Origin of the sequence: Streptomyces viridifaciens, assembly GCF_001888885.2 — a bacterium.
GTDB classification, from domain to species: Bacteria; Actinomycetota; Actinomycetes; order Streptomycetales; family Streptomycetaceae; genus Kitasatospora; species Kitasatospora aureofaciens.
In genome coordinates this window covers 7,629,217-7,642,000 of record NZ_CP090841.1, presented here as the reverse complement: position 1 = coordinate 7,642,000, position 12,784 = coordinate 7,629,217, and the positions used below count along the sequence as shown (strand labels likewise).

At 73.2% G+C, this 12,784-nt stretch carries 15 protein-coding genes; 7 read left to right on the top strand and 8 right to left on the bottom strand.

Annotated features, from left to right (window positions below; translation table 11 throughout):
• Positions 1–47: 47 nt before the first annotated feature.
• From BOQ63_RS41345 to BOQ63_RS41335, 3 genes are all read right to left on the bottom strand, one after another.
• Positions 48–830 carry a hypothetical protein gene (locus BOQ63_RS41345; protein WP_454132012.1) on the bottom strand — a complete coding sequence of 261 codons (783 nt, stop codon included), beginning with the start codon at positions 828–830 and terminating at the stop codon, positions 48–50.
• Positions 831–1,137: 307 nt separating this feature from the next.
• Positions 1,138–1,284 (bottom strand): hypothetical protein, encoded by a 147-nt coding sequence (locus BOQ63_RS41340; RefSeq protein ID WP_318277489.1) that lies wholly within the window; start codon positions 1,282–1,284, stop codon positions 1,138–1,140.
• On the bottom strand, positions 1,233–3,230 hold the full coding sequence (locus BOQ63_RS41335) for an amylo-alpha-1,6-glucosidase (RefSeq protein ID WP_499504846.1): 1,998 nt from the start codon (positions 3,228–3,230) through the stop codon (positions 1,233–1,235). Before BOQ63_RS41335 ends, BOQ63_RS41340 begins: the two co-directional genes overlap by 52 nt.
• A gap of 166 nt (positions 3,231–3,396) precedes the next feature.
• Between BOQ63_RS41335 and BOQ63_RS41330 the strand changes: the two genes are divergently transcribed.
• The 6 genes from BOQ63_RS41330 to BOQ63_RS41305 all read left to right on the top strand — a co-directional run bounded on the left by BOQ63_RS41330 (position 3,397) and on the right by BOQ63_RS41305 (position 7,385).
• Complete coding sequence (locus BOQ63_RS41330) at positions 3,397–4,389, top strand: LacI family DNA-binding transcriptional regulator (protein ID WP_305953094.1); 993 nt, start codon at positions 3,397–3,399, stop codon at positions 4,387–4,389.
• A gap of 56 nt (positions 4,390–4,445) precedes the next feature.
• Positions 4,446–4,748 (top strand): hypothetical protein, encoded by a 303-nt coding sequence (locus BOQ63_RS41325; protein ID WP_030279470.1) that lies wholly within the window; start codon positions 4,446–4,448, stop codon positions 4,746–4,748.
• Complete coding sequence (locus BOQ63_RS41320; protein ID WP_454132014.1) at positions 4,739–5,011, top strand: ABC transporter permease family protein; 273 nt, start codon at positions 4,739–4,741, stop codon at positions 5,009–5,011. The genes BOQ63_RS41325 and BOQ63_RS41320 overlap by 10 nt, the downstream gene beginning before the upstream one ends.
• Before the next feature lie 150 nt (positions 5,012–5,161).
• The gene (locus BOQ63_RS41315) at positions 5,162–5,398 is read left to right on the top strand and encodes an ABC transporter permease family protein (protein ID WP_454132016.1); all 237 of its coding nucleotides are present in this window, start codon (positions 5,162–5,164) and stop codon (positions 5,396–5,398) included.
• 14 nt (positions 5,399–5,412) lie between these two features.
• The gene (locus BOQ63_RS41310) at positions 5,413–5,865 is read left to right on the top strand and encodes a carbohydrate ABC transporter permease (RefSeq protein ID WP_454132018.1); all 453 of its coding nucleotides are present in this window, start codon (positions 5,413–5,415) and stop codon (positions 5,863–5,865) included.
• A 134-nt stretch (positions 5,866–5,999) separates the two neighbouring features.
• A complete protein-coding gene (locus tag BOQ63_RS41305; RefSeq protein WP_037828325.1) occupies positions 6,000–7,385 on the top strand; it encodes a hypothetical protein in 1,386 nt (461 codons plus the stop codon).
• Between the two features lie 76 nt (positions 7,386–7,461).
• On the opposite strand, the gene BOQ63_RS41300 is transcribed toward BOQ63_RS41305, so the two are convergent.
• From BOQ63_RS41300 to BOQ63_RS41285, 4 genes are all read right to left on the bottom strand, one after another.
• Positions 7,462–7,695: a hypothetical protein gene (locus BOQ63_RS41300; RefSeq protein WP_030279464.1), complete on the bottom strand. Its 234-nt coding sequence runs from the start codon at positions 7,693–7,695 to the stop codon at positions 7,462–7,464.
• A gap of 103 nt (positions 7,696–7,798) precedes the next feature.
• Positions 7,799–8,497: a ribonuclease H family protein gene (locus BOQ63_RS41295; RefSeq protein WP_072656038.1), complete on the bottom strand. Its 699-nt coding sequence runs from the start codon at positions 8,495–8,497 to the stop codon at positions 7,799–7,801.
• Positions 8,498–8,801: 304 nt separating this feature from the next.
• Positions 8,802–9,977 carry a macrolide family glycosyltransferase gene (locus BOQ63_RS41290; RefSeq protein ID WP_360332193.1) on the bottom strand — a complete coding sequence of 392 codons (1,176 nt, stop codon included), beginning with the start codon at positions 9,975–9,977 and terminating at the stop codon, positions 8,802–8,804.
• Positions 9,978–10,343: 366 nt separating this feature from the next.
• The gene (locus BOQ63_RS41285) at positions 10,344–11,243 is read right to left on the bottom strand and encodes an oxidoreductase (RefSeq protein WP_072656036.1); all 900 of its coding nucleotides are present in this window, start codon (positions 11,241–11,243) and stop codon (positions 10,344–10,346) included.
• Positions 11,244–11,354: 111 nt separating this feature from the next.
• Between BOQ63_RS41285 and BOQ63_RS41280 the strand changes: the two genes are divergently transcribed.
• Positions 11,355–11,516, top strand: a complete 162-nt coding sequence (locus BOQ63_RS41280; protein ID WP_157881807.1) for a hypothetical protein — start codon at positions 11,355–11,357, stop codon at positions 11,514–11,516.
• Positions 11,517–11,521: 5 nt separating this feature from the next.
• Here BOQ63_RS41280 and BOQ63_RS41275 read toward each other — a convergent pair whose 3' ends face one another.
• Positions 11,522–12,568: an NAD(P)-dependent oxidoreductase gene (locus BOQ63_RS41275; protein ID WP_030279456.1), complete on the bottom strand. Its 1,047-nt coding sequence runs from the start codon at positions 12,566–12,568 to the stop codon at positions 11,522–11,524.
• Positions 12,569–12,784: the final 216 nt, after the last annotated feature.

The following is a 12,784-nucleotide window of genomic DNA, read 5'->3' as shown; positions in this document are numbered from 1 at the left end:
GAGCCGGGGCTCGGGCGTTCTATCCGATCACGCCCTGGACGGCGCGGTCAGCGCTGCCCCGGGTAGCCCTGCTGGCCCGGCTGACCCGGCTGGCCCGGGTAGGGCACGTTCGGAACCTGCGGCGGGTACGGCTGGCCCTGCGGTGGCACCTGGGCGCCCGGCTGCGGCGGGTAGGGCTGGGCCGGCGGGTAGGCCTGGGGCGCCGGGTACGGCTGGCCCTGCGGGGCCGCGTGCGCGGCCGGGTACGGCTGCTGCGGCGGGTACGGCTGGCCCTGCGGCGCGCCGAAGCCCTGCTGCGAGGGGATGCCCGGCTGACCCGGCATCGGCTGACCCGGCATCGGCTGGCCCGGCCTCGGGTAGCCCTGGCCCTGCGGGGTGTCGAACGGCTGCGAGCTCGGGTCGATCGACCCGGGCGGGAAGGCGGCGCTCAGCTGGTCCATCTCGGCGCGCCAGATGCGGTGGATGTTCAGGCGCGTCGGGCTGCTGTTGCCCGGCATCTGGATGTACATCGAGCTCCAGATGCTCGCCCGCTTGACCCGGTTGACCGGGAAGGCGTGCCGCGGGAAGGCCGCGACGACGTCGCCGGGGCGGTTGTTCCAGCGGTTGGCCGAGTTGATCACCACGTGGCTGTTGGTGAGCGTCAGGAAGTAGTACCTGCGGGTCAGCACGATGATCAGGCCGACGAGCGGAATCTCACCGAGCGCCGCGGCGAGCCACGGACTGGGCCCGCTCTCCGCGTGCACGCAGGCGATGAAGGTCTCACCGGGAGGCGCCACCTGCGAGAGCTTCTCGATGACCTGGGCCTTCTGCTTGGCCCGGAGGAATGCCATGTCTTCTGTACCTCTTACCCCGTCTTGTCCGCCGACTCGGTGCGGCGGGAAATCGGCTGAGGTTAGCAGGTGGTGATGACACTTCGAACACCCCCGTCCCGGTGGGCCCCGGCGGCCCCGCCCGGCCGGAGCCCGGCCGGGGCGGGTCGGCACACGGACCGTCCAAGGGCGACCTGGGCGGCGGGCGTTCGGCGCCCCCGTTCGGCGCCGTTCGTCACCGCCCCCGGCCGTCCGCGGAAGTCCGCAGCCTCTCCCGGCCGCCCCGGCTCAGCGACTCCGTGGCTCAGCGGCTCAGCGACTCCGCGGCTCAGCGGACGGCGGTGACGTCGAAGCCCTCCGGCGCCCTCATCCGGACGGCGCCGGTGTGGTCGGTCTCCACCTCGATCGGCAGGCCGGCCACCGTCAGCCCGTCGATCCGCAGCGACTCGTATCCGGCCGGGAGCCGGTCGCGCACCCGCAGACGGCGGTTGGGAGCGTCCGCCTCCAGCCCCAGCAGTGCCTGGAGGACGAGGACGGCGGACGCGGCCGCCCAGGCCTGGGGGCGGCAGGAGGCCGGGTACGGGACGGGGCGGGCGTACCGGTCGCGCGGGTGGCCGGCGAAGAGTTCGGGCAGCCGGTGGTCGAATGCGGCGGCGGCGCGCACCAGCCCGGCGGCCAGCGGCGCGGCGGCGTCGTGCAGTCCGGCCCGGGCCAGGCCGTGCACGGCGACGGCGGTGTCGTGCGGCCAGACCGAACCGGTGTGGTAGCCCAGCGGGTTGAAGCCGGCGGTGGCCGCGTCCGGGTGCGCAGGCCGAAGCCGCTGTCCATTCCGGGGGCGGTGAGCCGCCCCGCGACCAGGGCGCTCTCCGTCTCGTCGAGCAGGCCGGTGCCGAGCAGGTGGCCGAGGTTGGAGGCGATCGAGTCGACCGGGCGCTTGTCCCGGTCGAGGGCGACCACCGGGTACCGGCCGTCGGCGTCCTCGGTCCAGAAGCGGTCGCGGAAGCGCTGCCGGAGGTCCCGCGCCCACCGGCGCCAGTGGGCGGCGCCGGGGCGGCCGAAGGCCTCGAGCAGGTCGGCGGTCCTGACGGCCGCTTCGTGGGCGTAGGCCTGGACCTCGCTGAGCGCGATCGGGGCCTCGGCGATCCGGCCGTCGCGGAACCGGATGCCGTCCGAGGAGTCCTTCCAGCCCTGGTTGGACAGGCCGCGGCCGGTGCTGTCGACGTACTCCAGGAAGCCGTCGCCGTCCGCATCGGCGTACCGCTCCAGCCAGTCGAGCGCCGCCTCGGCGTTCGGCAGAAGTTCCTCCACCTGGTCGGCGGGCAGGCCCCAGCGCCAGGCGTCGTGCAGCAGGACGAGCCAGAGCGGGGTGGCGTCGGCGGTGCCGTAGTAGCTGGGCGGCAGGTGGGAGCCGGCGTCGAGGTGCTGCTCGGCGCGGCGGACCTCGTGCAGGATCTTGCCGGGCTGCTCCTCGCTGGCCGGGTCGACGGCGCGGCCCTGACGGCGCGCCAGGGTGCGCAGGGTGCCGGCGGCGAGGTCGGTGCCGAGCGGGAGCAGCATCCGGGCCGCCCAGAGCGAGTCCCGGCCGAAGAGGGTGAGGAACCAGGGCGCTCCGGCGGCGAGGAAGGTGTCGGCGGGGCGCAGCGGGTCGGTGAGCAGCAGGCCGCGCAGGTCCTGGTGGGAGCGGGCGGTCCAGCGGGCGAGGGCGTGGTCGCGGCCGGTGATCCTCGGCTCGGTCCAGGGGGTGGCGTGGGCGGCGGGGAAGAGGTCGCCGTCGCGGTGGTCGGCGGTGCACTCCAGGGCGGCCTGCCAGCTCTGGCCGGGGGCGAGTTCGAGGTCGTAGCGGAGGGTGCCGGTGGCGGGGTCGAGGTGGTCGGGCGCCGGGGTGAGGGTGAGGACGGCGGTGAGCGGGCCGAGGCTCCAGCGCAGGCCGTCCGGTTCGGCCTCGGGGACGGCCGGGGCCCCGGTGCGGCCGGCCTTGACGGTGTCCATCGCGGCGAAGTCGCTCTCGGCGCGGACCTCCAGGCGCAGTCGGGCGGTGCGGGCGCCGGCGTTGCGGACGGTGTAGCGCTCGACCAGGCGGCCGGGGTGGAGTTCGCGGCGGCGTTCCAGGGTGGTGGCCGGGTCGGCGGTGCTTTCGGCGAGGCCGCGCAGCACGGTGACGAAGGCCGTGTGCCCGTCGGCGCCGTCGGCGGTGGCGACGGGCGCGTTGGGGACGCCGGGGGCGCCGACCTCCAGGCGGGAGAGGACCCGGCGGTCGCCGTGGTAGAAGCCGTCGGCGCCCTCGGCGATCCGGCCGTCGGGGCGGGCGGCGCAGGAGCTGGGGGTGGCCACGGAGAGCCGGGCGTCGTGCAGGAAGGGCTGCAACTCGGTCGCTGACATGGTCTCCTCGTTCTCGTGGCGGGTCTTGACAGTTGCTTCCACCCGGGCGCGACCTTTCTGCCGTTGGAGCGTTCCAAGACGTTAACTCCCCTGATGGAATTGATGGAACCCCCGCGTGGAACGCTCCAACACCAGCTCGATGACGACAGAACCTAGGATCACCGTCATGCATCCACACTCATCGCCCAGGCCGAGGACGGGGCCCGCCGTGACCCTCGAAATGGTCGCCGCCCGGGCCGGCGTGGGCCGTCAGACGGTGTCCAACGCGATCAACTCACCCGAACTGCTGCGCCCGCAGACGCTGGAGCGGGTCCGGCACGCCATCGACGAACTCGGCTACCGCCCCCACCGGGCCGCGCAGGCGCTCAAGACCCGGGCCAGCCGGCTCATCGGCTACGGCATCCGCTCCAGCAGCACCCGCGTCCCCACCCCGGTCCTCGACCAGTTCCTCCACTCACTCTCCGAGGCCGCCGACCGGGCCGGCTACCGGGTGGTGCTGTTCGCCGTCGCCCCGGGGGACGACGAACTCACCAGCTACCAGCAGCTGCTGGACGAGCACGGCGCGGACGGCTTCGTGCTCAGCGGCACCGACCGCGGCGACCGCCGCCAGGGCTGGCTGCACGAACGGGGCGTCCCGTTCGTCGCCTTCGGCCGCACCTGGTCCGGCAAGGACGTCGGCGACTGGGTCGACGTGGACGGCGCCGCCGGCACCTCCGCGGCCGTCCGCCACCTCGCCGGGCTCGGCCACCGCCGGATCGGCTTCCTCGGCTGGCCCAAGGGCTCCGGCGTCGGCGACGACCGCGCCCGCGGCTGGCAGAGCGCGATGCGCGAACTGGGCCTGCCCACCCGGGGCCGCCGGGTCGCCAGCCCGGACGACCCCGAGCAGGCCACCGAGGCCGCCGAGAAACTGCTCGCCACCGGCGCCACCGCCGTCGTCGCCGCCAGCGACACCCTCGCCCTCGGCTGGTACCGGGCGCTGCGCCGGGCCGGCCGCGGCCCCGGCCCGGAGGCCGCCGTCATCGGCTTCGACGACTCCCCGATCGCCCCGCTGCTGTTCCCCTCGCTGTCCAGCCTCGCCCAGCCGCTCGACGCGGTCGGCCGCACCTGCATGCGGCTGCTGCTGGACCGCCTCGGCGACCGCGACCGGCCCACCGAACACATCCTGCTGGAACCGGAGTTGGTCCTCCGCGAAAGCGTGTGACGTCACTCCCCCGAAGGTTCCCCGCCGCCACCCCACCCCTCGCAGGGAGATCTCGCATGGCCACCTCCCGCAACCTCGCCGCGGCCGCCGTCTGCGCGGCCCTCGCCCTCGGCGCGGTCACCGGCTGCTCCTCCTCCGGCGGCTTCGGAGACCCCTCGGCCAAGCAGTCCTCCGGCGCGAACCAGAACCTCACCGTGCTGATCGCCACCTCCGGCGAGGCCGAGACCGCCGCGGTCAAGGCCGCCACCGCCGACTGGGCCATCCTGGCCGCCCTCCAGCGCAACGGCGAGCCAATCGCCGCCAACTGCTGCGCCACGTCACGCTGCCCGCGCTGCGGCCCGTCCTGTTCATGGTGCTGACGCTCGGCCTGATATCCACCTGGCAGGTCTTCGACCAGATCTACGTGATGGGTCACGGCGCACCCGGCAACACGACCCTCACCCCTGCCTACCTCTCCTACTCGGCCGGCTTCGACAACGCCGACTACGGGCAGGGCGCCGCCATCGCGTTCGTCCTGCTCGGCCTGATCCTGCTGCTCACCGCCGTGCAGCGGTTCGTCCTGCGGGAACGGGACGGCAAGCCGCGGCGGCACCCGAAGGGAGGCCGCCGTGCGGCACGTTGACCACGACTCCGACCCGGGCAGGGCCGACCACAGCTCCGGCCCGGACGAGCCCGTGCTCGGCCGCTTCCCCCGCCCCCTGCGCGTCCTCGGGTACGCCGCCCTGCTCGGCTTCGCAGCTTCAAGACCGACCCGGACGCGGCCGCCCACCCGATGGCCCTGCTGCCGGACGGCGGCACCCTCGACTCCTACCGGCGGCTGTTCGGGCTCGCGCGGGGCGTGGAGAACGTCCCGTTCCTGAGCTGGCTGGGCAACAGCGTGCTGGTGACGGTCCTGGTCACCGCGGGGCGGGTGTTGTTCGACTCGATGGCGGGCTACGCCCTGGCCCGGATCCGCTTCCCCGGCCGGCGGCTGCTGTTCGGCTTCGTGCTGGCGGTGATGGCCTGCTGATCCCGAAGTTCCTGGTGCTGAAGAGCTTCGGGATGCTCGACGCCTACGGCGGGACGGTCCTGCCGCTGCTGGTCGACGCCGCCGGGGTCTTCATCATGAAGCAGTTCTTCGAGTCGGTGCCGCGCGAGATCGAGGAGGCGGCGCGGATCGACGGCGCCGGGACGTTCCGGATCTTCTGGTCGGTCGTGCTGCCGATGTCCCGGCCGTCCCTGATCACCCTCACCGTGCTCTTCTTCCAGGGCTCCTGGAACGAGTTCACCCCCTTCCTGGTCTCCACCCAGTCCAGCGAGCACGACACCCTGACCACCGGGCTGGCGCACTTCGTCTCCGGCGGCCTGGGCTCCGGGACCCAGTACCCGCTCAAGCTGGCGGCGGCGCTGGTGTCCACCGCGCCGGTGGCGGTGCTGTTCCTCCTCTTCCAGCGTCACTTCGTGCGCGGGGCCAACTCAGGGTCGTCCAAGGGGTAGTCGTCCAAGGGTAGCGGGCGGCCCTGCCGTCGGGTCAGGGGACGAAACCCGGCCACAGGGTGGTGTTCTCGGCCTCATCCGTTAAAGCCGGGGTCAAAAAATCGTGTGCATCCTTGCTGATACTGTGCTGCCATGTGTATGCGCTGCGGTGCACTTCGCCGCAGGGGAGGGTCGGCCTGACGTCGTTCGATCAGGCCCTGTCACACAGGAGATGCACCATCAACACCGCCATCCGCAAGGCCGCGCGCGGTGCGCTGCCCGTCGCGGTCACCGCTTCCGTCCTCGCCGCCGGCCTCACCGCCTGCGGTACCGCCGAGCAGATCTCGGCCGGTCAGAAGGTCTCCAAGGCCTTCGGCAGGATCGGTGACGGCAGGTCGGCCGGCTTCACGCTCTCCGTGGACGCCACCCCCGAGCAGATCGTCGCCTTCAGCAAGGCCACCGGCGACGAGGCCGCCGACGAGAAGAGCGCCAGGGGCCTGTCCGGCCTCTCCATATCCGTGGCGATCTCGGCCGACAAGCCGCTCAAGGACGTCGAGGCCTTCAAGAACGCGGCCGCCACGGACCAGAAGAACCAGAAGGACGTCACGCTCGACAAGTCGGTGCGGGTCTCCTACCGCATCGCCGACAAGAAGGGCACCCCGCTCCTGGAGTACCGCCAGGTCGACGCCAAGGGGTACCTGCAGATCGACCTGAAGAGCGTCCTGAAGCTCACCGGTCAGGACGCGGCCGAGGTCGACGACCTCACCAAGGGCCTCCCGTCCGACATGGCCCCCGCCAAGAGCCTGCTGAGCGGCAACTGGACGTCCATCGACCTCCAGGAGCTCGCCGACGCGGCCAAGAAGGACGACGGTGCCAAGGGCGGCAAGCCGGAGGCGGTGCCCTCGGTCGATCCGCAGGTCGGCCAGGAGCTCTTCAACTCGCTGAAGGACGTCTTCAACCGCACGGTCACCTTCGAGGACAAGGGCAAGAAGGACGGCACCGAGCACATCTGGATGAGCGCCCCGGCCCGCCAGGCCGTGGACGAGCTGTACAAGGCCCTCAAGCCGCTCTCCGCCAAGTTCCCCCAGCAGTTCAAGAAGTTCCCGACCGAGGCCCCGACCGGCGTCCCGGACCGCCAGGTCGGCGCCGACCTCTACCTCAAGGACGGCTCGCTCTCCTCGGCCACCTTCGACCTGGCGCAGCTGGCGAAGAAGGTCGAGCCGGGCGTCAACTTCCCGGTGAAGCTGACCTTCAGCCAGGACGCCCCCAAGGTCGAGGCCCCGTCGCCCGTGCCGAACAAGATGACCGCAGAGGACCTCATGAAGACCTTCTTCATGGTGGCCGCCGGCGGCGAGGGCCCCGGCCTCGGCGACGGTGCCGAGCCGGGCGCCGTCCCGCCGTTCAGCACCGACGCGGCTCCGCTGACCGACGCCCAGGTCAAGGAGCTGACCGCCCTCGGCATGCCGGAGAACCAGGCCCGTGCCCTCAACAAGGTCGGCATGAGCTTCGAGGACATCAAGGCCATGGCGCAGGAGAAGTGATCCCCTCCTGACGTCCCTGCCCACTCGACCGGCCGACCGCCCCCGCGGTCGGCCGGTCGTGTTCGTGCGGCTCCGCTCACCCAGGCGGTCCGGCGGGCAACTCGACCAGGCCGTGGCGCAGGTGGTTGCGGTGGCCGTCGGTGAACTCCGGTCGGAGGCTGTGGTCCGCCGGGGCGTCCACCACGACGGCGCTGCCCGGCGGCAGGGCGAGGGCGTCGTGGACGGCCGTGCCGAGCACCATCGCCCCGGCGGCCGCCGTGAGCATCCCGATCCGCACGGCCTTCCGGCGGTCCTGCCCGTTCTTCTTCATGATCGGTATCGTCCACCGCCACGCGCGGCCGCCGCCTGAGTACGGGTACTCAGGCGGCGGCGTCCGCGTGCCCGGGTTCAGGCACGGGGCTCAGGCGTGCGACTCAGGCGTGGGCGGTGGCGCACTCCGGGTGGCCCCAACTGCTGCCCACCTTGGTGATCTTGTCGCCCTTGGCGTACGGGCGGCTGCACGGGCAGGTCCCGGAGAAACGGGCGTTCAGGGTGCGCGAGCCGCTGCTGCGCTTGGCGGCGCCCGTGGCGGCGGAACCGGTGCTGCGCGCCTTGGGGGCCTTCGGTGCCTTCGCGGCCGCGGCCGGGTCGGGCACCGGCAGGTCGGCGGCCGTCCCGGCGGCGGCCTGCTGGGTGCGGGCGGCGTCGCTGGCGGCCTTGTCGGCGATGGCGTTCAGCGGGTCGCCGTCCACCTGGTGGGCGGGGACGTAGACGAAGGTGACGTCCCGGCCCTCCAGGAGTTCGTCGATCCGCTGGATCAGCTCCCGGTTGGCCACCGGCTTGCCCGCCGCCGTCTTCCAGCCGTTGCGCTTCCAGCCCTTGAGCCACTTGGTGACCGAGTCGCGGGTGTAGGTGCTGTCGAGCCGCACCTCCAGCGGGATCGCCGGGTCGGTGGCGGACAGCAGCTGCTGAAGCGCCGTCAGCTCGCCGATGTTGTTGGTGCTGTGCCCGAGCGGCCCGGCCTCCCAGCGCTGGGGCACCCCGGCGCCGTCCGCCACCACGTAGGCCCAGGCCGCCGGACCCGGGTTGCCCTTGGCTGCTCCGTCACACGCTGCAATGACTCGTTCGACCATGCCCCGATCATGCCTGGTCAGGCGGCCGGTCGCCAAAGTGGTCAGAGGCGCAGCAGCGGGAGCAGCAGTGCGGCGGACCAGCTGAAGTCGGTGGAGTTGCGGCCCCGGCCGGTCAGCGGGTCGTAGTTCTCCCGCGCCGGGCCGTCATCGCCGACCACGAGAACGCGCCGCCGAGGAGCACGAACGGATCGCCCAGTGCCTGCTCGACGGCGACGTCGAACAGGTCGCTCCGGAGGCCAACTGGATCAGCGGGATGGAACGCATCCTGGACCGCCTGCCCCCGCTCGGCGCCACCTGGCAGGCGCTACCGGAGGTATCCCTCCACCAGGTCGGCGCCCCGGGCCGCTCCCCCACCCCGCCGGATGGCCCGGCGCATCTCGGCGAGGGCGGCGCGCACCGCCGGGTCCGAGGCGACCCGGTCGATCGCCGCCCGCAGTTCCCCGGCGCCCGCCGCTTCCGCGTCCAGGCGCACTCCCAGCCCGAGCTCCGCCAGACGCCCTGCATTGGCGGCCTGCTCGGGTGTCCGCGGGACGGCGACGATGCCGACCCCGTAGGTCAGTGCCTCCATCACCGAGTTCATCCCGGCGTGCGACACGAACGCGGCGGCCCGGCGGAGCACCGCCAGCTGCGGGAACCACGACCGCACCTCAACCCGACCGGGTACGGCCCCCAGCGCGGAGCGCGGCGCACCGCCCACGCTCACCGCCACCTGCCACGGCCGGTCGGCGACGGCGGCCACGCAGGCCCGGTAGAAGTCCGCGTGAGCGTCGACCACGGTGCCCAGCGAGACGTACAGCAGCGGCGCGTCCGGATCGCGCGGCGACCACGACTCGGACCGCTCGCGCGACTCCAGCGACGGGCCGACGAAGTGGAAGCGCTCGTCGAAGCTGTCGGCGGCCGGCTGGAATTCCCGTGGGACGAAGACCAGATTGAGCCCGTCCGCCACCGTCATGGTGTCGGCGACGCCGAGCGGGACGCCGTACTCGCGGGAGAAGGCCGCGCAGTCGGCGGCGAGCGCGACGAACTCCGGACCATCGGCGTCGATCCCCGCGGTCAACTGCCGGTCCAGCGAGTACTTCTCGTTCGAGGCGAGGTGGGGGAAGCACTGCACCCCGGGGATGCCCAGGCTCCGGGCGGCGATCCGGCCCGGCCAGTTCGTCGTGTCGTAGCAGACCGCGTCCACCGGCTCCGACAGGCAGTGCCTCCGCAGTACGGGGTAGGTACCGCTCAGCGCGGCGAAGTAGTGCCGCAACCAGCCCGCCACGGCCTCCGGCCCGAACGTCGACGGCGGGGTGAACGGCGGCGGCGACGGCAGCTCCAGCCAGCGCGCACCGGCGCCGGTGACGGTGGCGGCGTGGGCGGCCTCGGTCGCGTACACCACCTGGTGCCCGCGCCGTACGAGTTCCTCGACCAGCGGCAGCATCGGGTTGATGTGCCCGTGGCCGGTCAGCGTCACGAAGAGCAGGTTTCTTCCGAGCACGACCGGCACCCTGCCAGGAGCGCTCGGGCGGCGCCACCGGTTTTCGCCGCCACCGGTCCTACGCCGTCGGCCCGAGGGCCATCCCCACCTCCGGCGATCGCGGACCGGCCCGGGCTGGTCGGGCAGGTGGGCGGAGGGTCGCCGACGGACGACCGGGCGCTGCTGCTCGGCCTCTGGGCGGACGAGGACGCGTACCTCCGCTTCATGCGCGAGCGCCGCGAAGCGGTTGCCACTGAGGCCTCCCGGCACGCCAGTTGGGTCTCGATCCGGGTCTTCTCCGGGCCGGTCGTCCAGGTCGCGCGGCGCGCTGCCCGGGGCGTTTCGCGTGCCGCGCCCCGTTCCTCGTCGTCCGTGCCCGCCCCGGCCTCACACCTGCCGGTCCAGGAGGGCCAGTTCCTCCTCGGTGAGACGGAGGGCACCGGCGGCGATGTTCTGGGCGAGGTGGCCGGGGCTGGTGGTGCCGGGGATCGCCAGCACGTGCGGGCCGCGGTGGAGCGTCCAGGCGAGCCGCACCTGAGCGGGTGTCGCGCCGTGGGCACGGGCGACCGTGTGCACCCGCGCGTCCCGCTCCCGTACGGCGGGCGCCTCGCGCCGCCGTCCGGCGATGGCGAAGTACGGGACGAACGCGACGCCCTGCTCCCGGCACAGGTCCACCATTCCGCTCTCGTCCGCGCGGCGCCAGTCCAGGCCGTAGGAGTTCTGCACGCAGACCACGGGCGCGATCGCCCGGGCCTCGGCCAGGTGCTCCGGCCTGACGTTGGAGATCCCGAGGTGCCGGATCAGGCCCGCTTCGCGCAGCTCGGCGAGGGCGCCGAAGTGTTCGGCGATCGAGGCCGTCCCGGGGCCGTTGCGGCGCAGGTTCACCACGTCGAGGTGGTCCCGGCCGAGCTGGCGCAGGTTCTCCTCGACCTGACCGCGCAGCTGGTCCGGACGGGCCATGGTGAGCCACTCTCCGGAGGGGTCGCGCCCCGGACCGACCTTGGTCACCACCACCACGTCGCCGTTCCAGGACGCCAGGGCCCGGTTGATCAGCTCGTTCGCGGATCGCAGCGGCGAGAAGTAGAACGAGGCCGTGTCGACGTGGTCGACCCCCTGCTCGAAGGCGCTGTGCAGCAATCGCATCGCGGCGTCGCGGTCGATCGGCGTGCCGTCGGAGTTGCCCATCATGCCGTTGCCGGTCAGCCGCATCGCCCCGTACCCGATGCGGTTCACCTCCAGGTCCCCGAGCTTCCAGGTTCCCGCTTCCGACGCTGCTGCTGTGCTCATCGTGCTCCTCCGCCTCGGTGGTTCGTGAGGTTCCGGAGTATGGGCGGGTCAGCGGGCTTGCGACAGGTCAACGGGCTGGGCGAAGCGTCACATTCCCAGCGGGAACGAACCGTGACCGCCCAGCCGTTGGACCTGTCGTGGATGCGCTGCCCCGCAGGCCGGAAGCTACTGGTGCGCGGCGGCGTCGAAGCCTTCGGGGGCGCGGTCACCGTCGAGACCTTCTTCCCGGCCGACCGGGCGACGGTGACGCCGATGCGGGCGGCCGCCCCGTAGCGTCGTCAGGCCACCACCGGCACGCCGTCCGGGCGCCCGGCGAGCAGGGCCGCGACGTGGTCGGCGCAGCGCAGGGCCGCCTCGGCCATGGCGGTCCTGGTCATCCCGGCGACGTGCGGGGTGAGCAGGGCGTTGGGCAGGCCGGAGAGCGGTGAGGCGAAGGCGGCGTTCTCGTGGGCGAAGGTGTCGACGGCGGCGGCGGCCGGTGGCCGGGCCGGGTCGCGCAGGGCGTCGGCCAGGGCCTGTTCGTCGACGATGCCGCCCCGGGAGGTGTTCAGCAGGATCGACCCGGGCCGCATCAGGGCGAGTTCCGCCCGGCCGATCAGCCCCGCGGTGTCCGGGGTGAGCGGGAGGTGCAGCGACACCACGTCGCTGGTGGCCAGCAGGGCGTCGAGGGTTTCGACCCGGGGCACCGGCGCGGGCGTGGGGCGCCGCGCGTGGCCCTGGACGGTCATGCCCAGCGCCGTGGCCCGCTCCGCCAGCGCCAGCCCGATGCGCCCCATGCCGACGATGCCCAGGGTGAGGTCGGACAGCTCGACGGCCGGGGCCTTCGGCGCGCTCCAACGGCCCTGGTGCGCGGCCTCGTTGTACGCGCCGAGGTTGCGGGTCAGGGTGAGCAGTTGGGCGAGGGTGAACTCCGCGACGGCGTTCGCGTTGGAGCCGGGCGTGTGGGTGACGGTGACGCCGTGCCGGGCGGCGGCGGCCAGGTCGACATGGTCGGTGCCCGCCCCGGCCCGTCCGATCACCCTCAGCCGGTGGGCCAGCCCGCGGTCGGTCCCGGCCGCGAGCAGCGCGGCGCGCAGCGGGGCACCCGCGCGGGACTTGAGGGCGTGGTACCCCTGCCCGTCCCGTAGCACCTCCTCGATCAGCGCCGCCTCGGCGAACAGGTCCACGTCGGTGAACTCGACCCGACCCGCCCACCGTTGAACCACCCCCGGCCGGTCCTCCACCCGCCGCAGGTTCAACGTGACGGCCAGCCCGTACCCGACCAGGCGCTCCAGCTCGCGATCGAGCAGCTCCCCCGGAGCCGCGTCCAACAACAGGATCCGCATCCCTTCCACGCCCCCTACCTGGCCGGAATCAGCACTGTACATCGGGAATTTCCACCACTCCTGCCCCTGACCTCCACAAGCCGCCCGGCCCGGCAAAGGGTCCTCCCCCTCCACCGCCCACCCCCGGTCCGGCCTGGCAGGATCTCCCGCCATGACGCACTACGAGACGTCCCGGCCGGGGCAGCGACGCGGCCGGGGCGGCCGACCCCGGAGGTC